This window comes from Streptomyces sp. NPDC058092, assembly GCF_042884935.1.
In the GTDB taxonomy this organism is placed as follows: Bacteria; Actinomycetota; Actinomycetes; order Streptomycetales; family Streptomycetaceae; genus Streptomyces.
On record NZ_JBHVSY010000001.1, the window covers coordinates 540,389 to 565,363 of the forward strand.

Consider the following 24,975-nt stretch of genomic DNA (forward strand, 5'->3'; position numbering starts at 1 on the left):
CTATCCCCCTGTTCCGAAGGCGGCCTGAACGGAGCCGCGGCCGTCGATCCGCACCATCTTGCGGACCATCTTCTTGAAGTCGCCGTCGCCGCCCTGGACATCGACGATGACGCGTACCGTCTGCACACCTGCCGGGGAGGAGGTGAGCAGGCCCCCGCCTGCCATCTGCCGCCCGACGCCCATGGCTGTGGCTGCGGACGGAGGCTGGATGAGGGTGGACATGGTCCGGTCGAGGACACCCTGGCCGGACTCGATGCCCTGGACGATGCCGGCAGGAATCCACCGGCCGACCACGTTGGCCATGACCTTCGACGGGGACGCGATCCCGAGCGCTTTCGCGATCGGCCCGGGTACCAGATTCCTCGCGAACGAGGTGAGCTGGCCCTTAAGCCACGACCCCATGGACTGGATGCCCTTCCACAGGCCCTCGACAATGTTTTTGCCCTTGTCGTACAGCAGCGACCCGAGGTTGCCGACGGCGCCCTTGATGCGGCCGGGCAGGCCGCGGACGTAGGCGATGATGCCGACGACCTTGTTGGCGAGTCCGGTTTTGATCTGCGTCCAGTGGTTCAGGAAGAACCGGACGATCGGCAGGTTGGTGATGAGGCCGACGATCAGTGCAGCAACGCCCTTGATCTTGCCCCAGAGCCAGTCCCACGCCGCGCCGGTCTTCTCCTTGATCGTGTCCCAGTTCGCAATGATCAGCGCCACCAGGCCCACAACCGCGGCGATGACCCAGCCGATCGGGCCCATCGCGATCAGCCACTGAGCGGCCATCGTCGCCGCCCACACAACCGCCCGGGCGGCCATCAGCAGGAACTGTGCGGCCGCCGTGACACCGGCCCGGACCACCGCGGCGATCCACGTACCGATGGAGATAAGCGCGCTGCCCACCCAGGCCGCCGCCGTGGCGGTCGCCGAAGCAACCGCACCTGCGGCGATGCGCGCGTAGGCCATCAGCCCGACTGCCATCATGCGGGTCCACCCGGCGATGGCCCTGAATGTCGCCGTGTTCTGCAGGTTCGTGGCCGCCGTGGAGATCGCGGTGTACGTGGCGTACAGCTTCTGTGCGACCGATACGGCCATGACGACACCGGCCAGGGTGCCCATGGTGTACATGAGCGGCACCATGGCGCCCTGGTTCGCCATACCGAAGTTGATGAATCCGGCGGCCACGTCCGCGAGTTCGGTCAAGGCCGTGTTCTTGAACTTCTGAAGGGTGTGTGTGGCGGTGCCATCGACCCGGTCGACCAGGCCCTGCGTCGCGCCGGCAGCGTCCTGAAGGCCGATCTTCGCGAAGCCTCCAGCCTGACCCAGGCCGATCAGGGACGTCTTGGCATCCTCGCCAGGACCGCCCATCAGCGCGGCCGCGAGCCGGGTGGCGTCGGTCTGGTCCTTCACCCCGGCCAGCGCCACCACAATCTCGTCGAACGCCTGCGTGCCCTTGCCCGTGTTGACAAGCTTCTGAATGTCCGCGACGTCCAGACCCAGTTCCTTCAGCGGCGCCGCGACAGCACCACTGTCCGCGATGCGTAGGTTGAACTCCTTGACCGCGTCGCCCAGTTTGTCGATCTCGAACAGGGGGTTCTTCGCGGCCTCGGTCAGTGCCCCCATCATCTGCGGGCCCGAAACGCCCAGCTCGTCGAAGAAGCTGGCGTACTCGGTCACCATGGCCGGGATCTCGGCGGCCATCTGCGCGGGCAGTTTCTGCGCCGCCGCCGTCATGAGGTCGAACGCCTCAATGCCGTCCTTCGCCAAACCGGCCTTCATCAGGGTGCCCGCGGCCTGCGTCGCCTCGTTCACGTCGTAGTCGAACGTGTCGGCCAACACCTTGGCCTTGGTGGTCAGGTCCTGCAGCTCGGCGGAGCTGATGTCACCGACGTCGACCATGGAAGAGGCGACCCCACGCAGGGCATCGTTGACTTCATCGACGCTCTGCCCGAACCCGTCAGCAAACACCGCGCCGGCCACATCACCAACCCGGGCGGCCTCAGCTTCGTTCAGCCCCAGCTGGTTGGCCAGCTTGGCGTTCGCTTCATCCATGTTCAGGCTGGTGGCCACCCCCACACCGAGGGCGACACCGATGCCCGCGCCGATCGTCGCGGCCGCTGCGGAGAACCGCTCGCCCATCCGCTCCACTACCCCAGAGGCCCGGTCGCGAGCCACCAGGTTGAAGACCAGGCTCGTGTCTGCCATGGGTCACCTCTTCAGTTGTTCCGCGGCCTCATCGTTGGCCTGCTTGTAGGCGTCGAGCCAGTCCAGGGCGGCGTCTGTCTGCTCCACGGTCATGAGGTCCCACTCCCATGGGCGGATGCCGAGGAGGTGAGCGGCGTTGCCGAGCTGCCTTAGCCGGCGATCGGCAGCTGGGCTTTTCCCCCGGCCTCGACGTCGTCGAACGCGTCTTCCAAGTTCTTGTCGATCGAGGACAGTGCGGCGGCCAGCTCGTCGCCGTGCAGGGACTCCAGGACGCTGGCACGCATCGCCTGAAACTCCTGCTTGCTGTACTCCAGCTTCAGCTCGCCCCACCCGAAGTCGACGTCCTCGAACTTGGTCTTGGGGTGCTCTCGCCGCAGGTAGGTGAACAGCAATGCCCGGCGGCACAGGCTGTTGCCCTGCAGCACATCCTGCGTGAACTGGGCGAAGTTCCGGCCAGTGCGGCGCTCGATGTCCTCGCGCTCCACGCTCATGAGCTTGAGGTAGTCGTAGCGCCAGCGGGTCGGCTCGGCGTCACTTTCGCGCTGCAGTACCAGAAACATGGGGTTCTCCTATCGGGCCCGCGCCGCAAGGCGTCGGGCCATGTCTTCCATCGCTTCATGGACCGCGGCCCGGTAGGCCGCGGCGTCGTTCTCGAACGCCTCGTCGAACCAGTGGCGTTTACCGACCTGGGTGCGCCACGGTTCGTGGCCGTAAGTGAGGGTGCGCCACCCGCCATTGCGGCGGTTCGTGCGCTTCGGGGCGTTCGCGAAGCCGCGAAGCCCCGGCGTCTTGAACGCCTTGACGCGGGCACCGGTCCACCGCCCGCCGAGCTTCACTTCGGGGCGGATCTTCTTCGCGATCCCGGCCCGGAGCCCGGCGCCCATGCCGGTGCCGGCCGACGGCATGGCCATGATCCCGGACTTCGCCATCGCGGCACCGGGGCGCAGGGCATCGCGCATGTTCTTCGCGAGTTCCTTGCGCAGGGCCTTGCCGTCGGCCTCGCGGCGGATTGCCCGGACCAGGGCGTCAAGCCCTTCGTGGGTGACCTGGAGGTCGAACGGGGGGCCTCCGGAGGCCATCAGGCGACCGCGCGGACCACGGCTCCGGACGTCGGGTAGCCGACCGACACGGACGCCTCGTCGCCGACGGATCCCTCGATCGGGTTCCAGCCGTTGATGAGGACGCTGCCCGACCACTGCGGGTTCGACGGTCCGGCCGGCGCGTTGTCGAGGCGGACGACGAACGGCACGACGGTGCCGAGCAGCGGCCACATGATGCTGTCGACCTTTGTGGCGGCGACGTCTTGCAGGAGCTCCAGCGACAGCTCAGCGGACTTGAGCCCGCCGAGTACTTCTTTCCACCCGAGCGACGCGTAGGTGGTGACTTCCTTGTCCTCCACCTCCACCGACAGTTCGGCCTTGCGGGTGTACGAGGAGAGGTCGGTTCCGTTGATGCTGACGAACGCCGCCAGCAGGACCATCTTGGCCATGGCTTGATCACCTGATTCCGAGAGAGACAGCGAACATGAACGACGGGCTCGTGCCGGTGACGGTCCAGGCGACCCGGTAGTGCGTATCCGTGACGGCCGTGCCGTCGCCGCGCAGAATCTGCCCGCCCGGTGCGGTCGCGGCGCCGAACGTCAGCCGGGTTGTCGGAGACGCAAACGCAGCGTCCCCGGATTCGATCCGGGCCGTGATCGACGGGGTGGTGCCGGCCGCCGAGAGGACATGCAGCGCGGCGTAGAGACGCTTGCCTGCAGGGATCGCACCCAGCTGCAGCGCGGTTCCTGTCCCGGTTGTGGTGCGGGCCAGGCCCGGGGGGTGGGCGATCTGCCCGCGCACCAGCGGCCACGACGACTTGACGGTGCCGGTCCACGGTGCGATCTCGCCGACCGCGTCGCCGATCGTGTAGTCGGCGCGCATCCCGGACGTGATGTACGCAAGTGCGCCCACTACTGAGTCGGTGGGGCACACCGTGTACGGGCCGATGCCCCCGAGCGTGGACCATGATGCGTCGTCGACCTTGGAAGGGTCCCCCGCTTCCCACTGGCCCTCGCCGGAGATCTCGGCCGAGCCGAGTCCGCCGATGATTTCCTTCCACCCGTTGCTGCGGTAGTTGGTGGTCTCCTTGTCCTCGATCTCCGAGGTGAGTTCGATCTTGTTGGAGGCGCCGGACAGGTCGGCGCCCGGTGCGAACAGGCGGGCGTCGAACAGCACGAACTTGCCCATCAGGCGCTCCCTTCTCCGATGACGGTGATGACGAGTTCGGCGCCCACGTACTGGGTGCCCTGGTGCTCGTACCAGCGGTATCCCTGCACCCGCTTGACGTGCAGGTCGTGCGCCAGGCCGCCCAGCGCGTAGTCGCCGGGCGCGCCGCGGGCCGCTTCGATCGCCTGTTTCAGCGACGCCGGGCCAGCGCCGGACAGCAGGCCATCGAGAGTGACCTGTGCGCTCTTGTCGTCGGCCCGGCCCACCAGCACACGGCAGGTGAGCTCGACTTCGTCGAGGCCGCGGCCCATCGCCTTGTCGAAGTCGACGGTGTACTCACCGACGAAGAAGTGCGGAGCCGTCACCGCGTCCGGCACGTACCCGGTCGACGTCAGCTTGCCAATCCCGGGCGGCAGGACAACTAGGCGGGCAGCGTCGGCGATTGCCTCGCGTACCGCGGACATCTGCATGGGGTTCCTCCTATCCGAAGCCGGGCAAGACGAAGTGCTCGATCAGAGCCCACACGTCCGGGTCGCGGCGCGACAGCCGCACCACACCCCACTCAGCGGACCCGGTCACGCCCTCCGGCGAGTCCTTGCGCCGGTAGAGGCGGGCGGCCTGGATGAGCGTGGCCTCGGAGATCTCGTCGGGCACGGTCGGCCAGCCCCACCGCGCGGTGACCCGCACCCGAGGGCCAGCACCCCACCCGCCCGAGGCGAGCGCCAGCGCGGTGACGGGGCGGCCACGCACGATGGCGTTATCCGGGGCTGTGTCGTAGCCGGTGACGGCTGTCCACGAGGTGCCGGACCCGGTCTCCACCGTGGTCGGTGCGATGCCCATGTCGTCGACCAGCAGCCGCTCGCCGCCGTCACGGCACAGCACCCGGCCCGCCAGCGTGAACGTTCGGGCGGTCGCGTCCGTGTCGAGCCAGAAACGGCGCCCGGTGGTTCGGTCGATCCCGCGCGACGCAGCAGCAAGAGCGCCGTCGAGAAGCGTGTCCCGGCTGGTGTCGGCCGCCTCGATGTTCAGCCGCTCTTTGAGCGTGGCCCGGTTGGCGTACTCGTTGGCCATGTCAGACCTTGTCGCTGGTGCCCTTGACCGGAGCCTTACGGGCAGCGGGGCGCTTCTCCGCCGTGTCAGGGGCGGTAGCCGTCTCCACCTCCGGCTCGCCCTGGACCTCGTCCTCGTCGCCGACCTCCTCGGCGATACCCGACGCCACCAGGTGCTGCGCCTCGCCGGTCGGGACATCCGCGATTTCGCCGGCCGGGGGCCACGGCTCGCCGTTGCGGGTGCCGGACATGGTCTGCTTCATACGGATACGCATGGGTGCTGTCCTCTCTGCAGAAGGGCCCGGCCCGCGCGGGTGCGGGCCGGGCAAGGAGTGGGGATCAGGTCGCGGCGCCCGCGAAGTACTTGATGGCGCCGGTGGTGTCGACCTGGTCGCCGTCGCCGCGCAGGATCGCCCGGTACGTGATCAAGTCGGTGTTGAACGCGTAGTCGTCCGACCGCTCGAACCGGAGCGATTCGACCTGCCGCACGAAGTACGTGGAGAAGTCGCCGAAAAGAATCGACTTCGCCGAGAGCGCCGCTGCGGGCATGTTCGGGTCGGTGTACAGAGGCTTGCCCAGGATCGAGTCCGGGGTGCCCGCCTGCAGGCCCGGCTGCCACAGGTAGTTGCCCGTACCAGCGCCACCCGAGCCGTCCTTGAGCTTGCGCACCGAGGCGACCGTGGCATCCCGCATCAGCCAGCTGCAGGAGCTGCTGTTCCGGTACGGGGCGATCACGCTGTAGAACAAATCGATCAGGTCGTCACCGGACGCCGCGCCCACAACCCCCGTGGCGCCGGCCTTGCCGAGCGTGGACGCGGTCAGGACGCCGTTCGGCTGGGACGTGCCGGTCCCGGTGACCAGGTGCGCGCCGAAACCGTTACCGAGCGCCCGGCCCGCCTGCATCGCGAGGTAGCCGAGCAGGTCGACGGCCGTGTCGTTCGCGAGCTCGTGCGAGACCTGCAGGAGGAACCCGTACTTGTACGCGTCCAGGGCAACCTGACCGAACGCGGGCTCGTTCGGGGTCATGGCCCCGGCCTCGGCCACGATGCCCGCCGACGCGCTGTGAGCGGTCGTCTTCGGGATCTGCATCTGCTCGCCGGTCGCGGTACGCAGCACGGTCGGCCCGGTCGCCAGGACACCGGAGTTCTCGATCATGTGCTGAACGAGCCGGTTGTAGAACGAGATGGGCACGGTGTTCGCGCCCGCGGCCGCAGTCAGCTTCGACAGGGCGCGCGAGTCGAGCGGCATCGGGCTGTCGGGCCGGATGTCGAGCGACCGGGAGCCGGACTGGCCGGTGAGCCAGGCACGCACGCGGTCGGCCTCGCCCTTCGCGGCGCCCTTGCGGGCCTCGGGGGCAGGCTCCTGGTCGAGCAGGGACCGGAACGCCGCGGCGGCGTCCTTGGTGCGCTGCTCGGCCTCGTGCAGCTCCTTGGCCCGGGCGTCAATCGCGTCCAGATCGGCATTCAGCCGCTGGTAGGTGGCCTCCTCCTCGGCGGTCAGCTTGCTGTCCTCGCTGCCGCGCTTCTCGGCCGCGTCCAGAAGCTCCTTAGTCTGCTCCCAGATGTTGGCCCGGCGCTCCTTGAGGCGGCGGATGTACTCGCTCATGTGCCCTCCCAGGGCATGACGACGACACCCGCAGCCGGTGGCTGGGGCGTCAGTTGGCTGGAGTGTGCGAGGTGGGTGTCGCCCTGCCTCAGAAGGTGAGTTCGCTGCGCTGGTTGAGCTCGGCGCGCAGCTGCCGGAGCACCGTCAGCGGGTGGGTTTCGCCCTGCCCGCTGGGTGCCATGTCGATGACCACGGCCGGGGGTCGGCCGAGGAAGCGTGAGAGGTCGCCCGCGTCGGCGGCGGCCCGTACCTCTTCCAGTTCAGCGCCCGCCTTGTCGGCGAGGGATCGGAGCCCGGTCGATGTGTCCATGTACGCGGGGCTGTTCACCGGCGCGACGTCGACGAGCGCACCAGAAAGCAGGGTCCGCAGCGGGAACCCATCCTCGGTCTGCGACCAGTCGTCGGAGAACGTGCGGAACGCGAACGAGCTGCGGCGGACGTCGCCGCGCTGCACCAGCTCCATCACGTCCTCACGCGACGCGGGCACATCCACGGTGTAGTCCAGCCCCGTCCCGTCAACAGCAAGCCGGAGCGTTCCCGCCTCACTCGTGCCCAGCAGCCGATTGTCGTCGTGGTTGTAGCGAGCCAGCACGTCCGGCCAGCCGTCGCCCTCCGACTTCGCGAAGAACCCGGCGTCGATGCGCTCAACGAACCCGCCAAGGTTCTGGGACAACTTGTTGAACTTCGCGGCGTACCCGCCGATCTGCCTACCGGTGTTGCCGTCAGCGGCGCGGACCTGGACCAGGCCGCGCGTGAAGCGGCGCTCAGCGTCGCCCATGAGTAGACCTCCAGGTCTCAGGTGCCCGCGGCCGGCGGCGCCGGTGCGGTAGTGCCCACGTGGAACTCGTCGCCGCCCTGGTCGGGCGGAAGCGGGGCCAGGTTCTCCAGAGCGCGGATCTCGTTCCGGCTGCGCCAGCCCTGAGCCAGTGCCATGCCGTGCGCGTTGTACCGGTCCAGGACGCTGGTGCGAAGCATCGCGTCGATGTTGAACCGGACGTACTCGCGTCCCGGCATGAGGCGGGAGAACGCGGACTCCAGCCGCACCAGCCATGGGCGCAGCGTCGTGTTGATCAGGTCGAGGCTGTTCATCTCGGCGGTGGAGTAGGTGAGCGATCCGCCGGAATCCCCGCCGACCTTCTCGGGTGGCACGCCGTAGATCGTGGCGATCTGTGTTGCGTTGAGGCGCATCGACTCGATGAACTGCGACTCCTCCGGTGACACGGACAGTGCGGTGAAGTCCCAGTCCGAGCCGAAGACAAGCGGCTTCCGCGACCGGATCCGGGCCGACAGCCGGTCTGAGATCTCCTCGGACTCGTCCTGGGAAACGGTCTTCTGCGCGTTCTTCAGCACCGCAGGCGGTGTGCCGCCGTTGATGAACCAGGACCGCCCGTACTCCGTGACGGTGAGGCCGGCGCCGATCGTCTGCGCGAACAGGGCGATCGGGGACAGCCCGACGACGTGTCCGGGCAGGACCACCCACGGAATGTGGACGATCTGATCACGCGGCACGACGCGGCCCTGCCAGTAGAAGACCGGACGAACCGGGTTCTCCTCGTCCACCCAGACATCGTCCGGGTTGAGCCACTCAACCATCGTCGGGAAGCCAAGACTGTCCCGCTGGGTGATCAGGCCGTAGGCGTTGCCCCGCAGGGCCATGGACAGCACGCACTTGTGGAGCCACGTGAACAGATCGCCCTGCATGTCCGGTACCCAGAACAGGTCCGGTACGAAGCTGATCGGCTCACGCGACGAGCCGTCCCGGCGGAACAGCTGCAGCGGCAGAGACGCCACGTTGTCCGCGATGATCCGCACCGACGCGAACACCGGCACCAGAGACATCGCTGACGTTGTCGAGACCGCCGTCGAGGTCGGCCCCCCAGAGCTCCACGGAAGGGACGTGATCGCCCGTACCGTTGCCTGGCCGAACCGGCGAAACGGAGCCGCCAGGACCCGGGGCCACCGTGACATACCGCCACCTCCTCACATGACGCTGTTCAACAGGTCGTAGTCGTCGAGCACGGCCGGGCCGCGCGTCATCAGCGCCCACCGGGCGAAGGTCACAGCCACCAGCGGAGACACATCCACCATCGACTGGGTACGGTCCAGCACCCAGGCATCGCCCACGCGCCGCGTCCGCGCCCCGTTCACCGCGGCGGTCAGCGGGGGCTGGTCGCGGTGCCGGTCGGTGCCCTGGTTCATGGCGTCGGCCAGCTGCCCGCACGCCTCGGTCACGTCGTTCGACCGCATGACCGCCAGGTGCCCGCGGTGCGGCCGGTCCTTCTCCTTCGTCGCCGGGGCTATGATGCCCGCCTTCACGATGTCGTCGATCAACGATCCGGCCGGCGAACCGGATGAGGCGATGGCGACGACCAGCGGGTTCCACAGGGACTTGAGCCGCACCAGGGCAGGCACCACCCAGTCCGTACCGGCCCGCCGGTCGATGAGCTCCAGGTGCACACGGCCGTCCGCCCGTAGCGACGCCACACCGATCGAGGCGTGGCCTCGGTCCTGAGAAACATCCACTGCAATGGCCAGATCGGTGCCCGGCCTCGACTCGGGGTCGGCCAGCCCCGGCCACGCCTTCTTGGGCACGTTCGGGTCGTCCGGCGGCGTCGACTTCCGTGTCCGGTTCAGGTAAGCCCGGTCGAACTCGGCCGGATCCATCTTCTCCAGCTCGGCCCGGATGATGTCCTCGGTCACCGTGTACCCGAGCGCGGGCAGGCAGGCCCGCCACGTCGCCGGATCATCCCGAGGCATGTCGTCCGGAGCGAACCACTCGAAGTACGCCACCGACGGGCGTTCGCCGGTTTCCCACATCCGCTCGATGTGCTCCCGGCCTGCCTGCCTCTTCTTGTTCAGCCACACGGACTTCTCCGTGCCGCCCGCGGACGCCCACCACAGCTGCGCCATCGGACGAGTCAGCATCGCCGGGCTGAACGCCTGCTCCAGCCGGTCATCCTCATGCGCGAACGCCTCGTCGATGATGCCGAGATCGAGCGGCGGCCCGTGGCCGGCCTTCTCGGTGTTTGCCGTGATGCCCATGAGCGACCGGGTCTTGGACCAGATGATGGCCTCGTTGCCGTTGCTCTTGCGGACCCGGATCTGTCTTGCCAGCCGCGACGACAGGATCGTCTCGGCAAACTCGTCCTCCCACCGGGTCCGGGCCATGCCGCGCGTCTGCGCCGCGTACACCACCCGCTGCCGCGGCCACGCCGCGATCCGGTGAACCTGCACACCGAGGATCTGCTGCGTCTTGCCCTGCTGCCGAGACACCGACAGCCCGACCTCACGGTGCGCGAACCGACCCGTCGCCGGATCGATCTCCAGCGCCACGTCCATCACGTACTTCTGCCACGGCATCGGCGGATACCCGAGCCGCTCCATCACCGCCCACGCCTTCGGCCCCAGCGACGGGAACTCCGGCCGCCGCGGTGTGCCCCACCGAGGTGGGCACGTCAGCCCGTACAGGTCCAGGCACTGCGCGGCGAACTCCGGCGGCGGGGACCATGTGTCAGACAGAGCCGAGGTCGCCGAGGTCGTCATCGTCATCGTCATCCACGGCCCGCCCCTCCACCAGCGCGGCCACTGTTGCCCGCAACTCCTTCGCCAACTGCGGCAGCAGACGCGGATCCGACGGCACATCCACCGCACACCCGCACTCGTCGCAGGACACCGGCCGCTGCCCGTCCATCTGACGGGCCAGCCGGTACGCCACCTCGGCCAACGTCGGCTCCATGCCCGACAGATCACCCAGCGCCTCGATGTCCTCGGTCAACGCGCCCTCCACCGGGCCCGCCTCGGCCGAGCGTGCCGGTACCACAACCACGGGGGCCGCAGCCGGAGCCCGCCGCCCGTCGTCGGGCAGCAGCGCCGCCACTGAGACGTCCAGCACCGCGGCGAGTGCCACCAGGTCATCCACGTCCACCCGCCGGACCCCGGCCTCGATCCGGCTCACGATCGGCTGGGACATCGGCCTGCCCGCCGCGGCCAGGCGCTGGGTGAGTTCCTGCTGGTCCCACCCTCGGACCTCCCGCGCACGGGCCACGGCCTGCCCGACATGGGCGCCAGCCGGACCGATCTCCAGAGGCTTCGCAGCCATGGCATACCTCCCGCCGCAGGGGTCCAGGGATCGCATACGTGCAGGTCAAGGCCGGGGGGAGAAAAATAAAAGCTGGGCGCGGGGCTGGGATGACGATCTTCCAAAAAATCTTCCCGAAATTTTTCAGATCAGATCAAGATGATCAGTCGGATTCGTACCAGTCTCGCGATGTGTTCAGGCTCTTCACCTGCGTGTTTGAGCCCTTCTCGCCGTTGCAGTTGCGGCCGCAGGTGGGGCAGCGGGTGACGCCATGTGCGGGTGCCCAGTTGTCTTCGTCGCGGGGGTCTACACCACGTGCGACGGGGTTGATGTGGTCGATGACGTTGGCGGCTGGGTGGCCGCAGATGTGGCAGACGTCGGACTCAGCGAGAAAGCGGGCGCGTGCCTTGCGGTAGCCGTAGGCGGTGAGGTCGGAGCGGCCGGCCACTGGCTCACCTCCAGGCGTGATTCGGCCCGGCTGCCACGGGTGGCACAGCCGGGCCCGGTGGGGGGTGGGGGGTGGGGGGTCAGAAGTCGGGGCAGAGGTGCTTGTGCGCTGCTGCGTTGATCTTCTCGGCGGTCGCCTGGGTGCGGCCTTCCGGGTGCGTCGGACTGGTGAACCGGCGGGTGGCCAGGTCGACTTGCTTTGCCTCGTCCTTCGGCCAGTCGTGGATCGTCTGACACTGGCTCCGGCCTCGGCTGGCTGCCTTGTCTGCCTTGCCGTGGGCGATGTCCTTGTCGATCGCGTCGAGAGCTGCGACGAACGCGGCTTCTTGCTCCGGCGTCGGGTCGGGCAGGCCGGCCGCCGCCCGGGCGCTGGCGCGTTGTTCGGCGCTGAGTGTCGGCGGGGTGCTGGGCTTGTCCGCTGTGTCGTCGCTGCTGCTGCATGCGGTGAGCGTGGCGAGCAGGCCGGCCGCTATGAGTGCGGCGGTGGTGGTGCGGGTGCGCATGGTCCCCCCTGGGATGGCGTGGTGAAGGGGGATCGTGTCATGCGCGTGCGGAAGGTGTGGGGGATATGCAAAGACCCGCCTCGGTGGGCGGGTCTGTGTTTGTCCGGGCATGCCGAACGTGGGGCCATCATGCGGCACGGTGTGGGGGTTTTGCAACTGGGTGCTCAAGGGTGAGGCCCCACCCGGCGCTGTCTGGGTGGGGCCTCGTTGGTCCAGCAGCGCCGCAGCCATGAAGCGCGGATAGATGCCACCACGGTACGGGTCGGGACTGACAACGGGGTGCGGTCAGTGGCTGTGTGCGGGGTAGTGGCCGCCGCACTGCGGGCAGTAGGGGAGTTCCTGCTGCTCGAACCCGAGCAGGGCAAGGAGGGTGCGGATCATGATCCGTTCACCTCCTCCCGGACTGGGTGGATGGTGCACATAACCCCTTCCGGGGAGCGAACCACTCTCGCGATTTCAGTGCTCTCATCTGTGTAAACGTCGCCGGAGGGGGCAACCCCTCTCGGTGGGGGAGTGGCGGACGAATCGGGCATGCGGCGCCGTGCGGACCGGGCGAGCGCTGCTGTGCCGACAGCCCACACGGTGAGGATCCCGGCTGTCGGCGACACCGCGTACACGACCGCCAGAGCGCCGACACCGAGGACTGCGAGGACGCATCCGCCTACCAGGGGGCTGCTCATGCGAAGGCCGTGTAGACGTTGGTGCCGAGCCAGTTCACGCCGACCGCGAGCGGGACCGCGGCGAACCCGGCGACGCCGGCGGAGGTAGCGAGGCAGATACCGCACCAGGCGCCGCGCTTGAGTTCGCTGCCGTAGCGGGACTTTTTCACGGCGGCGAGGAGGGCAACGGTCAGGATCAGGACCACGGCGAGGCCGGGGCCGGAGAGGGGGACGAACGTGTGGCGTGCGGCCAGTTCTCCGGCGGTTCCGCCGACGCCCCAGACCAGGGCGACGTCGCCGAGCCAGTTGGACAGGCCAAGCACGGTGCCGGAGACGAGTCCGACCAGGCCGCCGACGCCCAGTGTGGTGAGGGCGCCGTACGCCCACGACAGCAGGAACGGGGCCAGCGTGGCCGCGTGCTTGGCGGGGTCCTTCATGAGGGCCTTGCGGCCGGGCCACCAGGTGACGAGGTGGTGGATTAGGAGGCAGAGGCCGACGGTGACGCCGCCGAAGGTGACGTAGTTCATGGGGTCCTCAGTGGAGGAGGGCGGCGCCGAGGGCCGCGATGGTGACGATGAGGGCGACGGTCCCGAGGGTGCGGGGGATGTCGGACAGCGCGACGGCGCAGAGGCCGGCCAGCGCGAGCAGGGTGGTGCCGACGAAGAACGCGGCGAGCAGCATGAGACGGGTGGGTGTCTCAGCCGGTTGAGGCGACCGGGGGGAGCGTCTCGGGGTCGTAGAGGTTGCCGCGGCGGGGGTCTTTGAAGGCGCGGTTGATGGTGCCGCGTTCGAGCCAGGTGCCGACGGTGGACATGGTCACGCCGTAGAGGTCGGCGACTTCGCGGGTGCTGAGGAACCGGTCCCGCTCGGGCTGCTCGGGGAACAGTTCGTCGTCCTGCTCGGTCGGCTCAGTGTCCGGCTCACCCTGCTCGTCTACGGCGGGGGGCTGCTCGTTGCCCTGCTCGTCGTGCGTCTCGCGGTCCTGCTCAGCCTGCTCGGGCTGCGGCTCGTCCTCGGCCACGGGCTGCTCAACCGGTGCGGGAGCAGCGGCGCGTACAGGGGTTGCGGCGAGGTGCAGGATATGGCCGAGCACCGGCGCGGGGACGCATGAGACGACGATGACGAGCCACAGCGGGGTGCGGGGCTCGGCGGTGAGCCACCCGGTCACGAACATGTGGGACACGGGCTGGGCGGCCATGGCGAGGGCGAGGGCGAGGCCGGCGCCGATTACGGCGGTCCAGTGGCCGGGGGTTCCGGTGCGGCGCTCACCGGCGAGGAACGCGGCCATGCCTGCGTATCCGGCGAGGAGCGCTGCCATGCCCCATGCGAGGCGGTCATCCCAGCCTGCGAGGCGCGCAAGGTGGTGCTCGCCGGGGGCGCACATGGTCATGACGACGACGACGGCGAGGGGCTGTCCGCCGCGGACGAAGACGCGGGCCCACCAGGGGGCGGTGGGGCGGGGGTGAGCAAGGGTGTCGCCGGTGTTGTCACGGCGCGCGAGACGCGAGATACGATCACGCATAGCCACGAGGAGACCTCCGAGTCTCTGAGTGGTAGCCGGAGACGCAGTTGATGCTGCGTCTCGGTCAGGCCCTCGTCTGGTGCTACCAACACCGGGCGGGGGCCGTCTTTTGTTGTCTAACGCGGGACTATAGCACGGTAGTTGATGGTTGGTGCTGGTTTGTGGTGGCTGAGTTGGTGGGGCAACTCAGCCCCGTCTCAGGCGAGTCAGGCGACGAGCTGACCTGAGTGGTAGCGGCCGCAGCGTGAGCAGATGAGGTGGGGGAGGGCGCCGTCGCCGCCGTGGAGGAGGATCCGGCCGCCGCAGGAGCACGGGGTGTCGATGGCGGTGGTGAGTCGGGTGAGTTGCAGGGCTCGTTCGATGCGGCTCAGGGCGTCTCGGGCGGTCGTCTCGATGAGCAGCAGGCTGCGGTCCGGGAGCGGCCGGAAGGGTCCGGGGGCGCCCTGGACGCGGCCATACAGCCAGAGCGCGGTGTACTGCGGCTCAGGCCGACGGCCGGTCCATTTCCAGCGTCTCGGGTTGTGCCGGTCGCGCATCTCGGTGAGCGGGTCCCCGGCGGGGGCGAGCTGGACGACTTCGGCGACGGCGTCCGCGGTGTCGAGCAGTTGCTCGTGCACGGCCTGCATGGTGTCGATGATGTCGATACGACACGGGGCGGGGCTTTCCCCGGTGCCGGTGCCGTCGCGTGCGCCGCGCTGCGGGGTGTCGTCCAGGCCGCGGTCGCGGATGTGGGTGGTCATGCGGCCGGCGGGGGGCCAGGTGTCGCCGCTCTGGGTGGTGAGGGCGTCGTGGAGCTGGGGCCAGGTGGTGATGATCGAGTGCAGGTCGTGCGCGGCGGTCACGGTGGCTCCTGTGGTGCGGCGGGTCAGGTGGTGGGCTGCTGCGGCTGGTCGAGGGTGGCGCGGATGCGGTTGGCGAGGTCGCGGTGGTTGGCGGTCCAAGGGGCGCCGGCCTCGATGCGGTTAGCGAGGGCCCGCACGCGTTCGATGGCGCCCTCGGCCCGGTCGGCGCGGGTGACGGCTTCGCAGGTGCGGTCGCTGTGGTCGGCCGCTGCGTCGGCGTCGGCCAGGGCCTGGTCCAACGCGGTGATCCCGTCGGCCAGGGCGTCAAGCTCAGCGGGGAGGATGGTGCCGCGGCGGGCGCGGTCGACGAGGTGGAGCAGCTGGGCGCGGTCGCTCATCGGGCCGTCTCCTCGGTTGTCGTGAGCAGCGGGGCCCAGACGGCTCGGACCGTGGCGGCGCACTCGGTGAGCCAGGCACGCACTGCGGGTTCGTCGTGCTCGGTGATTGGCATCTCGGCCGAACAGGCGATGGCCTTGCGCTGGAGGATGAAGTACAGGCTGAGGGCCTCGGCGCCGTCCCAGTCGGCGTGTCCGGGCTTCCGCCAGTCCCAGCGGTAGAGGAGGTTCAGGTCCCGGTCGCCGTCGTAGAACGTCGTCTCGGTGAACTCGGTCCAGGACTCGAACCGGTTGTGTAGCCCGGTCTTGTAGTGGTTGCCCTCGGCCGCGTAGTACGGGTGCTCGGCTTCCCAGAGCGGGATAACGGCGGGTGTGGTCATGTCGTGCTCCTGTGTGTGGGTGGCGGGGTGTGGTGTGCTGGTGGCGGACGGCCCCGTTACCGGCGGGGCCGTCCAGCTGTGCGTCACGGGGTGGGGGCAGTCACGGGCAGCAGGGGCAGGAGTCGGTAACCCGGCACCCGTGCTCGCAGCTGCTGGCTTCCGCAGCGGGTCGGCCGTCGCCGGTGATGTAGTACGCCGGGTAGCGGCGCACGTCGGACGGGGTGACCTTGCCGGGCTTCTTCGGACGGGCGGGAACGGTGGCCATGGGGTGCTCCTGTGTGGGTGGTGGGAACGGGGATCAGGCGATGTCGAGGACGAGCGCGGACAGTCGTCGCGCGGCGTCTTCGCAGTACCGTTCGTCCGCTTCGATGCCGATGGCGCGGCGGCCGGACTGGCGGGCGGCGTCCAACGTGGAGCCGCTACCGGCGAATGGGTCGACCACCAAACCGCCGGGCGGGCAGGCGTAGGTCAGTAGCGGCGTCAAAATTCCGAGCGGCTTCTCGGTCGGGTGCAGCGCTCGCCCGTGCATGGAGCGGACTTTCAGCACTGAGCGGAGCAGGCGTACCCCGTCGGAGCCGTCCCAGGTTTTCGAGCCGATGGCGCCGGTGTGCTCGCGGGCGGTGGTAGTGGCTCGCATGCCGCCTTCACCCCCGCCGCGACGTCCTGACCTCTCGGTCGGTACGTCGTGGTGCAGCCCACGCCAGTCGCCGGTGTACCAGTGAGTGGCGATCTCGTGGACGCGCTTGAACCGGTCGCTCGCGAACCCGGATCCGTTGTGCTTCTCCCACACGACGTCCTGGGAGAGCTTCCAGTCGGCGAACTCATCGCGCTGCTGGAGGAACATGCGCATCGATCCGAAGCACCACATCGACAACGCGGCGGTCGCAGCGAGCGTCGGCCAGCCCTTCGGCCACCGGTCCCAGGCGAGGGACGTCTCGGCGTAGGGAGGATCGGTCAAGACCAGGTCGGCCTGCAGGTCCAGTGCGGGCAGGACTTCGCGCATGTCGCCCAGGTACAGGGCGATCCCTGCGTCCCGGTCTTCGAAGTACGGCTCCATCAGAGGCTCCAGAGGGTGGGTTGGTGGTGGACGAGCGGCAGTTCGTCTTGGCCGGGTACGTGGTCGGCTGGTGGCGGGGTGGGGATGCGAACGGCTGTGCGTCCGCGTGTGCGGCTCCAGCAGACGGGGCCAATGCGGCGGGCCCGCCACTTCTCCGAGCGCAGGAGACGCCCGCACACCCGGCAGGACGGGTGCGTCACGTGGCGGGCTCCCGCACGTGGGGGGTGCCGGAGCCGGGGCAGGGCTGGTCGGCGTCGCCATGGCGACGTATCCGCCCGTCCCGGTTGACCAGCTGCAAGGTGTGGCAGCCGGGGCAGGAGCGGCGGGTGCCGGTGCGGTTCCGCGGGGGGATGTGGACGGCCCACCCGGAGGCGACGAGGTATTCGGCCGCGCGCCGGGCGGCTTCGTGGGGGTTCTGCTCATCGGGCGGGGTGGTGAGGCGGTAGTCGTCGAGGCCGGCAGTGAACGCAGCGAGCGCGGCCGGGGGGAACGGGTCGGGGTTCATGCGCTGGCCTCCTTGGCGCGGGCGGTCTCGTAGCGGGCGCGCGCGGCAATGAACGCCTCGTCGGTGCCACCCCGGTCGGGGTGGGCGTCCGCCATGGCCGCCTTGAGCTCCGGCAGGGAGGGCGGCTTCGGCTGGCCGGGGATCTCCGGGGGCGCCAGGTGCAGGAGGCGCCGGGTGTAGCCGTGACGGATCTCGCCATCAGCTTCGATGCGCTGGCGGTCCACGAACCCCGGGTGGCCGTTGCGATCGAAGTAGATCCGCTTCGGCGTCTTCTTCGTGATCTCCCAGCGGAGGACCTGGTAGTTGCCGAGGGGGCCGTCGTCCCAGTTGGCGTCCCACAGCTCGTACAGGTACTCGACCTTCGCAGGGGTGCTCATGCGGCTGCACCTCCTCGGCGGCGGTCGGTGCCGGTCATGGCGACGACGCGGGTGTCTTCGGAAAGGCGAGACACGATGCGTTCCCCGAGCGCGCCGGTGAGGTCGCGGCCGTCGGCGGACTTGGCGGGGAGGTTGCTGGTGTAGAGGGTTGGGCGGCAGGCGTTGTACCGCTCGTTGATCAGCCGACCGGTCACGTCTTCGGTCCACTCGGAGCTCTTCGCGGCGCCGAGGTCGTCGAGGAGGAGGAGCGGCACCCTGACCAGCCGCCGCAGCTCTTCCTCTGCCCCGCGGTCGGAGCCCTTGGGGCGGAGCAGCCCGTACATGTCGGCGGCGGTGATCGCCCGGATCTCGTACGGGTGGATGCTGCCGGCGGCGGCGATGCGGCGGAGCGCTCCGTACGCCTGGTACGTCTTCCCGGTGCCGGTGGTGCCGGTGAGAAGCAGCGATCCGGCGGTCTCGGGGTCGGCGGCCACCGCGTTGGCCCATGCCTGGACGTCGGGCAGTGTGGCGTCGGAGCGGCGGTAGCGGGGCGGTGTCGCGGTCTCCCAGCGCTTCAGGGCCCATTCGGCGCGGCGGCGGCGGTGGTACTCGGGGTGGCCGGGCTCGTCGGGTGTGGGTGCGTCGTCGACGGGGCCGGGGCTGATGCCCTGCTGCTGGAGTTCGGTGACGCCAGCCATGATGCGGGCGAACGCAGACGGTCCGAGGCTGCCAACGGTGGTGGGTTCCATGGTCAGAATCCGTTCGAGTACGCGGAAACATCAACGGGATTGGTGTAGGGCTGCCAGCCACCGGCAACGGCGCGCAGCGTGGGGCGCTCGGTGCCAGGGCGGGGCAGTGGCGGCAGCTCGGCCCAGCCGCGGAGGAAGTACTTCGCGGAGTCGACGTTCGTGCGGGCTGCGGCACGGACTGCGTAGTCGACGAGGGCGGGGACGCCGCTCTTCGTGATGAGCGCCAGGATCGGGAACCACTGGTCGCCCTTGAAGGGCCAGCGAACGTTGACGCCTGCTGCGGTGATGCCTTCGACAAGGGGCAGTGCGGCTTCTGGATAGCCGTAGCTGAGCCGGTCGTCGGCGGGCTCCTCCTGCTTGCTAGCTGAGGGGGTAGTAGAGGAGGGGTGAGGGGTAGGGGTCAGGGATTCCCTGACACTGACGTCCGGGATTTCCTGACACTGAGACGGTTCAGTGTCCGCATTCTCGGGACACTGAGCGTTTTCGTCAGTGTCCGGGATTCCGGGACACTGAGAGGTGTCAGTGTCAGCAATTCCGGGACACTGAGGCGCCGCGAACATCGGGATCTTGTACTTCGCTGCGGCGTTCTTCTGGCCGGCCGTCAGCCTCTCCAACGCCCCCTTCGTGGCGAGGGACTTCAGCACGGCGTACAGCTGCGCGCGGCTGAGCTTTGCGCCGCGCAGCACCTCGGGGCGCTCAACGCTGTTCCACGTGATCCGCGTGTCGTCGTTGGCGTCCTCGGCCAGGACGACGAGGAGCAGCTTCTCCCGGTGCGTCAGGGCCTCGGGTGCGCTGGTGAGCACCTCAACGATCAGGCGGATTCCCACGGATTGTCTTCTCTCGTTCGTGGTGGTGCGGGTGGTGGCCCGGGGCACGGTGGCCCCGGGCCGGGGGTCACGCGGTGCGGCCGGTCATCTCGTTGAGCGACACGACAGCCATGTCGAACAAGGCCCGGATGCCGTCGGCAAAGGCGGATGCAGCGGCCTCGGTGCCGGGGCTGACGAGCGCTTCGAACAGGGCGTAGGCGGTGTCCCGGTCGTTGTTGCCCCACGCGGTGCTGAACTGGGCGGCGAACCGGATGCCGACCGGAAGCTCGTTGATGTCGCCGCGTTCCCCGGTGTCGGCGTTCAGGACGAGGAGCCCGAACGTGCCGCCCTTCGGCAGGGTCTTGCGGGGCCCGATGGCGGACATCTCGGCGAGGGCGGCGCAGAGGCCGACTGCGGTGGCAGGCCCGCCTTCGACGAACGGGCGGAACAGGGGGATGGCCTTCTCGGGGTGGCCGTCCATGCCGTGGGCGAGGGCGGCCATGATGGTCTCGCTGGGGTCCGGCTGCGGCTCGGTCGGGATCGGGTGCGTCATCAGCGCTATCCGTTCTGGGAGGCGGTGGCGAGCTGCTGTTCGTACGCGTCGGATGCGGCCTGGCACGCGGCGTCGATGGGCTCACCAGCCATCAGGTGCTGGTAGTACGTCGCGGTGGTGCCGCACGGGTCGGGCTGCTTCCGCGCCCGTGCCCGCTTGGCCGCGTCCCGCTTCTTCCGGTTCCACCGCTGCTTGGACGTCAGCCCGCCACGGATCCCGAACATGGACTGCTGGCCGCGGCCGGCCTCTTCCTCGCTGGCTGCGGCCAGGCACGCATCGCGGGCGGGGCAGTGTCCGCAGATGGTGGTGGCGGTGCGGACTTGGCTGCAGTCGCTGTCGTCGGCGAACCAGAAGTCACGGATGGGCAGGTACCGGGGGTCGGCGCACGCGGCCCGATCACGCCAGTCTTCGGCCCGGGGCAGTGTGTCGGGTGCGTAGCTCACGCCGCCGCCTCCTTCTGCTGGTGGGCGGCCTTGACGCGGGCCACGGTGCGGTCGGAGACGCCGAGCCGTGCGGCGACTTCCTTGGGCGTCATGCCGCGGTCGGTCATGTGGATGATGTGCTGGTCGCGGTCGCTGACCAGCGGCTTCCCGCCCTGCCGGGCGCGCTCGCGGGGGGACTGGCCGCCCCATGCGCCGTGCCGGTAGCCGTAGGACAGGTCACCCTCCAGCGCGGCCGCGTGCTCCCCGCACTCGGCCAGCACCGGGCAGGCGGCGCAGACCTTCTTGGCCTGGTGGTTACTGCGTCCTGACCCCTCGGGGAAGAAAAGGTCAGGGTCGGTCTGGGCGCACAGCGCGGCGTCCATCCAGGCGAGGGACTTCACTGCTCGTCCCCTTTCGTGGTGCCGCACACGGTGCAGGTCCAGGTGCTGCCGGTCGGGGTGTGGCGGCGGGTGAGGTGGGCGCAGGTGGTGGTGTCGCAGACCAGCCACCGGGCGCCGTCGAGGACACCGACCGGACTAAACACGGCAGCGGCCGGGGCCAGGGCCGGGCGGCGGCGGAAGAGACGGAGCTTCACGACGTCACCGCCGATCCGGCGTCCGTGATCTCGTCGGCCGTCACCCGCGGGGCGGGGAACTCGTCGTCGACGGACACCTCGCCCTGCTGCACCGACCGGAAGATGACGAGGAGCTGTGCCACGTCGTGCTCGGTCCACTTCCCGGACTGCCGGCCGAGCTTCGTTTCGATCCGGTCCGTGGTGACGCCGATGCCCTCGAACGCTTTGATGGCGTCGGCGACTCGGATGTTGAGGGGCTTGCCGCCGCCGTCGCGGAGGGTCTTCGCGCAGAGCTCTTTGGCCTCTTCGACGAACCACGGCGGGAGGATCGCGAAGATTGCCTCACGGACGCGGCGGGCGCCGTTGTTGGCGTTGTTCTCGTAGATGTCGCGCATGTCCGTGAGCTGCTTCGGGCCGCCCTTTTGGTCCCTCTTGTGCGGGACGATGAAGGTCGAGGAGTTCCGGCTGTTCTTCTGGACGTCCCAGGCGAACGCCTGCATCTCCGACTCGCCGTACTCGTCGTCGCGCCGCAGCTCGGCGAGCCCGTACTGGACGTTGCCCCAGCAGCGGGCGAGCTCGCGGGCGAGGTGGACGGACGGGCCGGACACGGTCTGACCGGCGCGGGGGAACCGGTAGAACGCCTTGTCCGCCAGGTACGGCTGGGTGCAGGACTGCCGCATCTCGGCGATGGCGGCGCTGATGTCGCGAGGGCACTGCTGGGCCACGACGATGGCGGCCTGCACCTCGGCGACCGCGCGGGACTGTTCTACGGCCGTTCCCTGGCCGACGCGGGCCGGGGCCGCGGCGGGGGTCATGCGCTCGATCTGTTGGTAAGTCACAGGTACTCCACGGAGTCTCGGGTCTCGGCCCAGGCAGGCAGGGAGAGGTAGGCGATGTCGTCGGCGTAGCCGGGCCAGTGCCCGGTCTCCATGCAGCGGGCGTACGTCTCGATCGCCCGGCGGTTCTTCGCGGCTCCGATACGGAGCGCGGTCGCGTCGAGCTCGATCACGGTCACGAGGTACGGGGCCGTCTTCTCCTGGCAGACGAAGACGAACGCGGTGTGCTCGTTACCGATCCCGAGAGCGCGCGCCCCGGAGCGGTACCAATCGGCCTGCTGGTGGTAGCCGTATTCGTCGACCGCACGGGCGAGCGCGGTCGGGTCGGCGGACCGGCAGGTCTTGTAGTCCGAGATGATCAGCCGCCCGTTGCGCGGGTCGGGCAGCCAGTCGAACCGGGCCCTGCGCATGACACCGGTCTGGTGGTCGCGCCAGAACAGCGACTGCTCCGGCCGGCCACTGTCGGGTGCGAACAGGGCGCTGGCGACGGGGTGTCGGCGGATCGCGTCGGCCATCGCCTGCACCTGGTCGTACTCGGCGGCCAGCAGAGCCACACCACCAGCGGCACGAACCTCGTCGCGCTCCTCGCGGGCGGCCTTCGTACGCCAGTCGTCCGCCTCGACAGCGACCAGCTCGGGCCCGTCACCGAGGACGACGCGGTGAGCGGCGGTTCCGAAGTCGAACACCTGCTTGTGCGGCTGCGAGTGGTCCTGCTCGTACCGGAACCGGGCCGGGCAGCTGGGAGCCAGCAACTTCCGGGCACCGCTGGAGGACAGCGACCCGCGGTCGCCGTGGTACGCCTCCATCGGCAGGTCGGGGTAGATGCCGGGCTCGATCCCGAGGCCGGCGGCCGGGGCCGAAGCCCCGGCCAGCGCGGTGTTCGTCATCAGGCGCTCACCGCCATCGGGGTGGCCTTGAACTCGCGGCGGTAGCGCCACTGGAGCGTCCTTGCGTGGGTGTTCTCGCGCCACTCGATCGGGCCGTGGCACTTCCGGAACGGGTTGTGGAACCACTTGCGCCGCATGGCCTGCTCGCCGCAGTCAGGGCAAGCGATCTCCGGGCCGATCGGGGCACCGGTCAGGCTCCCGCGCTGCCACCGGTCGACGCGGCGGATCTCGAACCCGCCGTCGATCGCCTGCTCGCCGTCCACGTCGGGGTACTCGTCACTGTCAGCCCAGTACTTCAGGGCCTCGTCCTCGGTCGCCCCTGGCGCCTTGATGACGTAGACGCTGGTGACCTCGACGACGATCGGCCACTTCACCTCGTCCAGATCCCACGCGTGGCTTTTGCGGGCGGCCCGCTCGATCAGGTCGGCGACGTCGGGGTCCGGCTCGGCCGGCACGGGGCGTGCCCACGTTGTACCGAAGTACTCGTGGTCACGAGTGTGGCCAAGGTCGAGCTGGCATTCCTGGTAGGTGCCGTCGGGGTGCTGCTCTTCGCACTTCATGCGATCACTCCGGTGGTGGTCAGGGCGGCGATGATGGCCAGCCCGAGGAGGGGGAGGGCGAGGATGAGGAGGCAGGACGCTCCGGCGGCGGGGGCCTGGTCGAAGCTGGCCCGGTCCCGCAACTCCCGCTGAGAGCGGCCGACGCCGCTGTGGTCGGGGCGGGTGTGGAGCCCACCGAACGTCTTGCTCATCGGGCTCCTGCCTTCGCGTGGTTGAGGCGGTAGCAGTGGCGCCCGGGGTCGGTGGTGTCGTGGACGAGCCACCCCAGCGCGGCCAGGGCGTGCAGGTCCTTTCGCGCGGTCGCACGGAAGGGGGCCCCGGCGGAGTTGTCGCGGTACAGGCGCTGAGTGCGCTTCGTGGTCCACTCGCCGCCCTGCTCCTCGATGTGCGCGAGGAGCATCGCGAGCCGGGACTTCAGCGGCGGCCGGGCAGACTCGCGGGTCTGCTGGAGGGTGTGCCGGGCGTCCTCGAACCGGGCCAACTGCGCGGCGTCGGCGGTCTCGTCGGCCATGCGGCGGAACGTCTCCAGCGCGGCCTCGTCCTCCTCGGTGAACCCGTCATGACAGGCCATCTTGTCGGCGGCCAGGTCGAGGGCGAAGGTGAGGAACTGCCGCTCGGCGCTGTTGAGGTCAGCGGGCATCGGTGCCTCCGTCGTGCGGGGTGTCGGTCAGGTACAGGGCGGCCCACGCGACAAGCGCGGCCGCGGAGAAGGCGAGGAGTCCGATCAGCCAGATCACGAGGCCACCGCCCACGGGGCGTTCGGGTGGGTGCACGATCCGTCGTGCCCTCCGTGGCAGCCCTTCCGGCAGGCGCCGCAGTCCGGGCACCAGGCCGACGGGGCGTCGCCGCACGCGTCGCAGGAGCCGGGCTCGCGCGTGTCCTTGTCGGGCGCCATGATCTTGGCGAGCAGCGCGGCCTCCGCACCCTCGGCCGCGAGGTGCTCCAGCACGTGATCCAGCGGGTCGATGAGGTGCCGCTGCTCAGCCAACTCACCCAGCGACGGGGCGGCCGACAGGCCGACCTCGACGGCGTCGGAGTACCCCTCCCAGTTGTCCATCCCAGCTGCCTTAAGAGCGGCGAAGATCATGGCCTCTTCTGGGCTCAGGGCGGGCTTGTCCTTCCGGACCGGCTGCACCGAGGCGGCCTGGTACGAGCGGACCAGCTCGTGGATCTGGTCGATCGCCCCGTTCATCGGCTCGTACTCCGTCGCAGACCCGAGTGCGATCAGGAAGTTGTCGAGGGACTTCGCGTCGAGGTCCTCAGCCCACGCGAGCGGCGCCGCCTCCAGCTCGGCGACCCGGGCCCGCAGCTTGTTGACCTCGGCGAGGAGGGCCAGCTGCTCGGCAGCGGTCTCCGGCGACTGCAACAGGCCAGCCGACTCCAGCGCGGTCGCGATCCCCGGCGCCTGCTGCCCGCGGCCGATAGCGGCACGAACCACACCAGCCGCCGCGCTCACCCGACGGGCGCTCATGCCGCCACCAGCTCAGCAACAGCAGCCTCAACCTCGGACGGGGTGCCGTACCCGGTCAGAACCACAGCGACGTCATCGACACGGCCCTCCGTCGACAGCCACGACACGGTCGAGCCGCCGCCCTGCGACGGGAGACCGAGCCCGAGCGCGGTACGCCACTCCTCGAACGCCGTCAGCGCGGGCACCTCACCCGGAACCGACCGGTGCAGGTGAATGTGCAGCTCCGTCGGGGCGTGCCCGTGGATGGTGAAGCTGGGGGCGGTGAGGTGGCTCATCTCCTTGTGGAGGTAGGCGAGGAGCAGGATCGGGGATCCCTGCGCCTGCAACGTCTGGGTAGTCTTGTCGTTCACGGTGTCCTCGATTTCTGAAGGGGTTG

Annotated in this window: 39 protein-coding genes and 1 pseudogene; all 40 read right to left on the reverse strand. The window is 69.5% G+C overall.

Features of this window, described 5'->3' with window-relative positions; all coding sequences use genetic code 11:
• Positions 1–2,196: a phage tail tape measure protein gene (locus ACFVV1_RS02590; protein ID WP_389983266.1), complete on the reverse strand. Its 2,196-nt coding sequence runs from the start codon at positions 2,194–2,196 to the stop codon at positions 1–3.
• Between the two features lie 149 nt (positions 2,197–2,345).
• Positions 2,346–2,756 carry a hypothetical protein gene (locus tag ACFVV1_RS02595; RefSeq protein WP_389983269.1) on the reverse strand — a complete coding sequence of 137 codons (411 nt, stop codon included), beginning with the start codon at positions 2,754–2,756 and terminating at the stop codon, positions 2,346–2,348.
• A 9-nt stretch (positions 2,757–2,765) separates the two neighbouring features.
• Positions 2,766–3,275, reverse strand: coding sequence for a hypothetical protein (locus tag ACFVV1_RS02600; protein ID WP_389983272.1), 510 nt, complete (start codon positions 3,273–3,275; stop codon positions 2,766–2,768).
• Entirely contained in the window at positions 3,275–3,685 is a 411-nt protein-coding gene (locus ACFVV1_RS02605) for a phage tail tube protein (protein WP_389983276.1), read from the reverse strand. Before ACFVV1_RS02605 ends, ACFVV1_RS02600 begins: the two co-directional genes overlap by 1 nt.
• 7 nt (positions 3,686–3,692) lie before the next feature.
• Positions 3,693–4,424, reverse strand: a complete 732-nt coding sequence (locus tag ACFVV1_RS02610; RefSeq protein WP_389983279.1) for a hypothetical protein — start codon at positions 4,422–4,424, stop codon at positions 3,693–3,695.
• The gene (locus tag ACFVV1_RS02615; protein WP_389983282.1) at positions 4,424–4,873 is read right to left on the reverse strand and encodes a hypothetical protein; all 450 of its coding nucleotides are present in this window, start codon (positions 4,871–4,873) and stop codon (positions 4,424–4,426) included. The genes ACFVV1_RS02610 and ACFVV1_RS02615 overlap by 1 nt, the downstream gene beginning before the upstream one ends.
• Before the next feature lie 10 nt (positions 4,874–4,883).
• Positions 4,884–5,474: a phage gp6-like head-tail connector protein gene (locus tag ACFVV1_RS02620; RefSeq protein ID WP_389983284.1), complete on the reverse strand. Its 591-nt coding sequence runs from the start codon at positions 5,472–5,474 to the stop codon at positions 4,884–4,886.
• Between the two features lies 1 nt (position 5,475).
• Positions 5,476–5,727: a hypothetical protein gene (locus ACFVV1_RS02625; protein ID WP_389983287.1), complete on the reverse strand. Its 252-nt coding sequence runs from the start codon at positions 5,725–5,727 to the stop codon at positions 5,476–5,478.
• A 64-nt stretch (positions 5,728–5,791) separates the two neighbouring features.
• On the reverse strand, positions 5,792–7,057 hold the full coding sequence (locus ACFVV1_RS02630; protein ID WP_389983290.1) for a phage major capsid protein: 1,266 nt from the start codon (positions 7,055–7,057) through the stop codon (positions 5,792–5,794).
• A gap of 88 nt (positions 7,058–7,145) precedes the next feature.
• Entirely contained in the window at positions 7,146–7,835 is a 690-nt protein-coding gene (locus ACFVV1_RS02635; protein ID WP_389983293.1) for an HK97 family phage prohead protease, read from the reverse strand.
• A 17-nt stretch (positions 7,836–7,852) separates the two neighbouring features.
• The gene (locus ACFVV1_RS02640) at positions 7,853–9,025 is read right to left on the reverse strand and encodes a phage portal protein (protein WP_389983296.1); all 1,173 of its coding nucleotides are present in this window, start codon (positions 9,023–9,025) and stop codon (positions 7,853–7,855) included.
• A gap of 12 nt (positions 9,026–9,037) precedes the next feature.
• Positions 9,038–10,612, reverse strand: coding sequence for a terminase (locus ACFVV1_RS02645; protein WP_389983299.1), 1,575 nt, complete (start codon positions 10,610–10,612; stop codon positions 9,038–9,040).
• Positions 10,569–11,156 carry a helix-turn-helix domain-containing protein gene (locus ACFVV1_RS02650; RefSeq protein ID WP_389983302.1) on the reverse strand — a complete coding sequence of 196 codons (588 nt, stop codon included), beginning with the start codon at positions 11,154–11,156 and terminating at the stop codon, positions 10,569–10,571. The genes ACFVV1_RS02645 and ACFVV1_RS02650 overlap by 44 nt, the downstream gene beginning before the upstream one ends.
• A 142-nt stretch (positions 11,157–11,298) precedes the next feature.
• The gene (locus ACFVV1_RS02655) at positions 11,299–11,583 is read right to left on the reverse strand and encodes an HNH endonuclease signature motif containing protein (protein WP_389983304.1); all 285 of its coding nucleotides are present in this window, start codon (positions 11,581–11,583) and stop codon (positions 11,299–11,301) included.
• 79 nt (positions 11,584–11,662) lie between these two features.
• The gene (locus ACFVV1_RS02660) at positions 11,663–12,085 is read right to left on the reverse strand and encodes a DUF732 domain-containing protein (protein WP_389983307.1); all 423 of its coding nucleotides are present in this window, start codon (positions 12,083–12,085) and stop codon (positions 11,663–11,665) included.
• Between the two features lie 676 nt (positions 12,086–12,761).
• On the reverse strand, positions 12,762–13,271 hold the full coding sequence (locus ACFVV1_RS02665) for a hypothetical protein (RefSeq protein WP_389983310.1): 510 nt from the start codon (positions 13,269–13,271) through the stop codon (positions 12,762–12,764).
• A 7-nt stretch (positions 13,272–13,278) separates the two neighbouring features.
• Positions 13,279–13,425, reverse strand: a complete 147-nt coding sequence (locus tag ACFVV1_RS02670; RefSeq protein ID WP_389983313.1) for a hypothetical protein — start codon at positions 13,423–13,425, stop codon at positions 13,279–13,281.
• 16 nt (positions 13,426–13,441) lie between these two features.
• Positions 13,442–14,266 carry a hypothetical protein gene (locus tag ACFVV1_RS02675; RefSeq protein WP_389983315.1) on the reverse strand — a complete coding sequence of 275 codons (825 nt, stop codon included), beginning with the start codon at positions 14,264–14,266 and terminating at the stop codon, positions 13,442–13,444.
• 206 nt (positions 14,267–14,472) lie between these two features.
• Entirely contained in the window at positions 14,473–15,108 is a 636-nt protein-coding gene (locus ACFVV1_RS02680; protein WP_389983317.1) for a hypothetical protein, read from the reverse strand.
• A gap of 23 nt (positions 15,109–15,131) precedes the next feature.
• Positions 15,132–15,446, reverse strand: coding sequence for a hypothetical protein (locus ACFVV1_RS02685; RefSeq protein ID WP_389983320.1), 315 nt, complete (start codon positions 15,444–15,446; stop codon positions 15,132–15,134).
• A complete protein-coding gene (locus tag ACFVV1_RS02690) occupies positions 15,443–15,823 on the reverse strand; it encodes a hypothetical protein (RefSeq protein ID WP_389983323.1) in 381 nt (126 codons plus the stop codon). Before ACFVV1_RS02690 ends, ACFVV1_RS02685 begins: the two co-directional genes overlap by 4 nt.
• Before the next feature lie 100 nt (positions 15,824–15,923).
• Positions 15,924–16,088: a hypothetical protein gene (locus ACFVV1_RS02695; protein ID WP_389983326.1), complete on the reverse strand. Its 165-nt coding sequence runs from the start codon at positions 16,086–16,088 to the stop codon at positions 15,924–15,926.
• 33 nt (positions 16,089–16,121) lie between these two features.
• Positions 16,122–16,880, reverse strand: coding sequence for a DNA-methyltransferase (locus tag ACFVV1_RS02700; RefSeq protein ID WP_389983328.1), 759 nt, complete (start codon positions 16,878–16,880; stop codon positions 16,122–16,124).
• Positions 16,880–17,080, reverse strand: coding sequence for a DUF6011 domain-containing protein (locus tag ACFVV1_RS02705; protein ID WP_389983331.1), 201 nt, complete (start codon positions 17,078–17,080; stop codon positions 16,880–16,882). Before ACFVV1_RS02705 ends, ACFVV1_RS02700 begins: the two co-directional genes overlap by 1 nt.
• Positions 17,077–17,385 (reverse strand): hypothetical protein, encoded by a 309-nt coding sequence (locus tag ACFVV1_RS02710; RefSeq protein WP_389983333.1) that lies wholly within the window; start codon positions 17,383–17,385, stop codon positions 17,077–17,079. Before ACFVV1_RS02710 ends, ACFVV1_RS02705 begins: the two co-directional genes overlap by 4 nt.
• Entirely contained in the window at positions 17,382–17,762 is a 381-nt protein-coding gene (locus tag ACFVV1_RS02715) for a hypothetical protein (protein ID WP_389983336.1), read from the reverse strand. Before ACFVV1_RS02715 ends, ACFVV1_RS02710 begins: the two co-directional genes overlap by 4 nt.
• Complete coding sequence (locus ACFVV1_RS02720; RefSeq protein ID WP_389983339.1) at positions 17,759–18,490, reverse strand: ATP-binding protein; 732 nt, start codon at positions 18,488–18,490, stop codon at positions 17,759–17,761. Before ACFVV1_RS02720 ends, ACFVV1_RS02715 begins: the two co-directional genes overlap by 4 nt.
• Positions 18,491–18,492: 2 nt before the next feature.
• Entirely contained in the window at positions 18,493–19,317 is an 825-nt protein-coding gene (locus ACFVV1_RS02725; protein WP_389983342.1) for a hypothetical protein, read from the reverse strand.
• Between the two features lie 67 nt (positions 19,318–19,384).
• Complete coding sequence (locus ACFVV1_RS02730; protein ID WP_389983344.1) at positions 19,385–19,849, reverse strand: hypothetical protein; 465 nt, start codon at positions 19,847–19,849, stop codon at positions 19,385–19,387.
• 5 nt (positions 19,850–19,854) lie between these two features.
• Positions 19,855–20,292, reverse strand: coding sequence for a WhiB family transcriptional regulator (locus tag ACFVV1_RS02735; protein ID WP_389983347.1), 438 nt, complete (start codon positions 20,290–20,292; stop codon positions 19,855–19,857).
• The gene (locus ACFVV1_RS02740) at positions 20,289–20,399 is read right to left on the reverse strand and encodes a helix-turn-helix domain-containing protein (RefSeq protein ID WP_389983932.1); all 111 of its coding nucleotides are present in this window, start codon (positions 20,397–20,399) and stop codon (positions 20,289–20,291) included. The genes ACFVV1_RS02735 and ACFVV1_RS02740 overlap by 4 nt, the downstream gene beginning before the upstream one ends.
• A gap of 48 nt (positions 20,400–20,447) precedes the next feature.
• A pseudogene (locus ACFVV1_RS02745) lies at positions 20,448–20,654 on the reverse strand (WhiB family transcriptional regulator); the annotation flags it as partial.
• A 14-nt stretch (positions 20,655–20,668) separates the two neighbouring features.
• Complete coding sequence (locus ACFVV1_RS02750) at positions 20,669–20,866, reverse strand: hypothetical protein (RefSeq protein WP_389983349.1); 198 nt, start codon at positions 20,864–20,866, stop codon at positions 20,669–20,671.
• Entirely contained in the window at positions 20,863–21,684 is an 822-nt protein-coding gene (locus ACFVV1_RS02755; protein WP_389983352.1) for a hypothetical protein, read from the reverse strand. Before ACFVV1_RS02755 ends, ACFVV1_RS02750 begins: the two co-directional genes overlap by 4 nt.
• Positions 21,681–22,568 carry a PD-(D/E)XK nuclease-like domain-containing protein gene (locus ACFVV1_RS02760; RefSeq protein ID WP_389983355.1) on the reverse strand — a complete coding sequence of 296 codons (888 nt, stop codon included), beginning with the start codon at positions 22,566–22,568 and terminating at the stop codon, positions 21,681–21,683. Before ACFVV1_RS02760 ends, ACFVV1_RS02755 begins: the two co-directional genes overlap by 4 nt.
• Positions 22,568–23,128, reverse strand: a complete 561-nt coding sequence (locus tag ACFVV1_RS02765) for a hypothetical protein (protein ID WP_389983358.1) — start codon at positions 23,126–23,128, stop codon at positions 22,568–22,570. The genes ACFVV1_RS02760 and ACFVV1_RS02765 overlap by 1 nt, the downstream gene beginning before the upstream one ends.
• Positions 23,125–23,319 (reverse strand): hypothetical protein, encoded by a 195-nt coding sequence (locus ACFVV1_RS02770; RefSeq protein WP_389983361.1) that lies wholly within the window; start codon positions 23,317–23,319, stop codon positions 23,125–23,127. The genes ACFVV1_RS02765 and ACFVV1_RS02770 overlap by 4 nt, the downstream gene beginning before the upstream one ends.
• Positions 23,316–23,768, reverse strand: coding sequence for a hypothetical protein (locus tag ACFVV1_RS02775; protein WP_389983363.1), 453 nt, complete (start codon positions 23,766–23,768; stop codon positions 23,316–23,318). Before ACFVV1_RS02775 ends, ACFVV1_RS02770 begins: the two co-directional genes overlap by 4 nt.
• A 93-nt stretch (positions 23,769–23,861) precedes the next feature.
• A complete protein-coding gene (locus tag ACFVV1_RS02780; protein ID WP_389983366.1) occupies positions 23,862–24,599 on the reverse strand; it encodes a hypothetical protein in 738 nt (245 codons plus the stop codon).
• A complete protein-coding gene (locus ACFVV1_RS02785) occupies positions 24,596–24,949 on the reverse strand; it encodes a hypothetical protein (protein WP_389983369.1) in 354 nt (117 codons plus the stop codon). The genes ACFVV1_RS02780 and ACFVV1_RS02785 overlap by 4 nt, the downstream gene beginning before the upstream one ends.
• Positions 24,950–24,975: the final 26 nt, after the last annotated feature.

What these genes read in the sequence shown, in the direction of transcription:
- ACFVV1_RS02775 (WP_389983363.1), bottom strand. Translation starts at nt 23,768, where the DNA reads ATGCCCGCTGACCTCAACAGCGCCGAGCGGCAGTTCCTCACCTTCGCC.
- ACFVV1_RS02695 (WP_389983326.1), bottom strand. Translation starts at nt 16,088, where the DNA reads ATGGCCACCGTTCCCGCCCGTCCGAAGAAGCCCGGCAAGGTCACCCCG.
- ACFVV1_RS02690 (WP_389983323.1), bottom strand. Translation starts at nt 15,823, where the DNA reads ATGACCACACCCGCCGTTATCCCGCTCTGGGAAGCCGAGCACCCGTAC.
- ACFVV1_RS02635 (WP_389983293.1), bottom strand. Translation starts at nt 7,835, where the DNA reads ATGGGCGACGCTGAGCGCCGCTTCACGCGCGGCCTGGTCCAGGTCCGC.
- ACFVV1_RS02665 (WP_389983310.1), bottom strand. Translation starts at nt 13,271, where the DNA reads ATGAACTACGTCACCTTCGGCGGCGTCACCGTCGGCCTCTGCCTCCTA.
- ACFVV1_RS02615 (WP_389983282.1), bottom strand. Translation starts at nt 4,873, where the DNA reads ATGCAGATGTCCGCGGTACGCGAGGCAATCGCCGACGCTGCCCGCCTA.
- ACFVV1_RS02770 (WP_389983361.1), bottom strand. Translation starts at nt 23,319, where the DNA reads ATGAGCAAGACGTTCGGTGGGCTCCACACCCGCCCCGACCACAGCGGC.
- ACFVV1_RS02600 (WP_389983272.1), bottom strand. Translation starts at nt 3,275, where the DNA reads ATGGCCTCCGGAGGCCCCCCGTTCGACCTCCAGGTCACCCACGAAGGG.
- ACFVV1_RS02645 (WP_389983299.1), bottom strand. Translation starts at nt 10,612, where the DNA reads ATGACGATGACGATGACGACCTCGGCGACCTCGGCTCTGTCTGACACA.
- ACFVV1_RS02630 (WP_389983290.1), bottom strand. Translation starts at nt 7,057, where the DNA reads ATGAGCGAGTACATCCGCCGCCTCAAGGAGCGCCGGGCCAACATCTGG.
- ACFVV1_RS02595 (WP_389983269.1), bottom strand. Translation starts at nt 2,756, where the DNA reads ATGTTTCTGGTACTGCAGCGCGAAAGTGACGCCGAGCCGACCCGCTGG.
- ACFVV1_RS02650 (WP_389983302.1), bottom strand. Translation starts at nt 11,156, where the DNA reads ATGGCTGCGAAGCCTCTGGAGATCGGTCCGGCTGGCGCCCATGTCGGG.
- ACFVV1_RS02780 (WP_389983366.1), bottom strand. Translation starts at nt 24,599, where the DNA reads ATGAGCGCCCGTCGGGTGAGCGCGGCGGCTGGTGTGGTTCGTGCCGCT.
- ACFVV1_RS02590 (WP_389983266.1), bottom strand. Translation starts at nt 2,196, where the DNA reads ATGGCAGACACGAGCCTGGTCTTCAACCTGGTGGCTCGCGACCGGGCC.
- ACFVV1_RS02605 (WP_389983276.1), bottom strand. Translation starts at nt 3,685, where the DNA reads ATGGCCAAGATGGTCCTGCTGGCGGCGTTCGTCAGCATCAACGGAACC.
- ACFVV1_RS02710 (WP_389983333.1), bottom strand. Translation starts at nt 17,385, where the DNA reads ATGAACCCCGACCCGTTCCCCCCGGCCGCGCTCGCTGCGTTCACTGCC.
- ACFVV1_RS02685 (WP_389983320.1), bottom strand. Translation starts at nt 15,446, where the DNA reads ATGAGCGACCGCGCCCAGCTGCTCCACCTCGTCGACCGCGCCCGCCGC.
- ACFVV1_RS02620 (WP_389983284.1), bottom strand. Translation starts at nt 5,474, where the DNA reads ATGGCCAACGAGTACGCCAACCGGGCCACGCTCAAAGAGCGGCTGAAC.
- ACFVV1_RS02640 (WP_389983296.1), bottom strand. Translation starts at nt 9,025, where the DNA reads ATGTCACGGTGGCCCCGGGTCCTGGCGGCTCCGTTTCGCCGGTTCGGC.
- ACFVV1_RS02730 (WP_389983344.1), bottom strand. Translation starts at nt 19,849, where the DNA reads ATGACGCACCCGATCCCGACCGAGCCGCAGCCGGACCCCAGCGAGACC.
- ACFVV1_RS02675 (WP_389983315.1), bottom strand. Translation starts at nt 14,266, where the DNA reads ATGCGTGATCGTATCTCGCGTCTCGCGCGCCGTGACAACACCGGCGAC.
- ACFVV1_RS02660 (WP_389983307.1), bottom strand. Translation starts at nt 12,085, where the DNA reads ATGCGCACCCGCACCACCACCGCCGCACTCATAGCGGCCGGCCTGCTC.
- ACFVV1_RS02765 (WP_389983358.1), bottom strand. Translation starts at nt 23,128, where the DNA reads ATGAAGTGCGAAGAGCAGCACCCCGACGGCACCTACCAGGAATGCCAG.
- ACFVV1_RS02625 (WP_389983287.1), bottom strand. Translation starts at nt 5,727, where the DNA reads ATGCGTATCCGTATGAAGCAGACCATGTCCGGCACCCGCAACGGCGAG.
- ACFVV1_RS02715 (WP_389983336.1), bottom strand. Translation starts at nt 17,762, where the DNA reads ATGAGCACCCCTGCGAAGGTCGAGTACCTGTACGAGCTGTGGGACGCC.
- ACFVV1_RS02740 (WP_389983932.1), bottom strand. Translation starts at nt 20,399, where the DNA reads ATGACCGACCGCGGCATGACGCCCAAGGAAGTCGCCGCACGGCTCGGC.
- ACFVV1_RS02700 (WP_389983328.1), bottom strand. Translation starts at nt 16,880, where the DNA reads ATGGAGCCGTACTTCGAAGACCGGGACGCAGGGATCGCCCTGTACCTG.
- ACFVV1_RS02670 (WP_389983313.1), bottom strand. Translation starts at nt 13,425, where the DNA reads ATGCTGCTCGCCGCGTTCTTCGTCGGCACCACCCTGCTCGCGCTGGCC.
- ACFVV1_RS02760 (WP_389983355.1), bottom strand. Translation starts at nt 22,568, where the DNA reads ATGACGAACACCGCGCTGGCCGGGGCTTCGGCCCCGGCCGCCGGCCTC.
- ACFVV1_RS02610 (WP_389983279.1), bottom strand. Translation starts at nt 4,424, where the DNA reads ATGGGCAAGTTCGTGCTGTTCGACGCCCGCCTGTTCGCACCGGGCGCC.
- ACFVV1_RS02720 (WP_389983339.1), bottom strand. Translation starts at nt 18,490, where the DNA reads ATGGAACCCACCACCGTTGGCAGCCTCGGACCGTCTGCGTTCGCCCGC.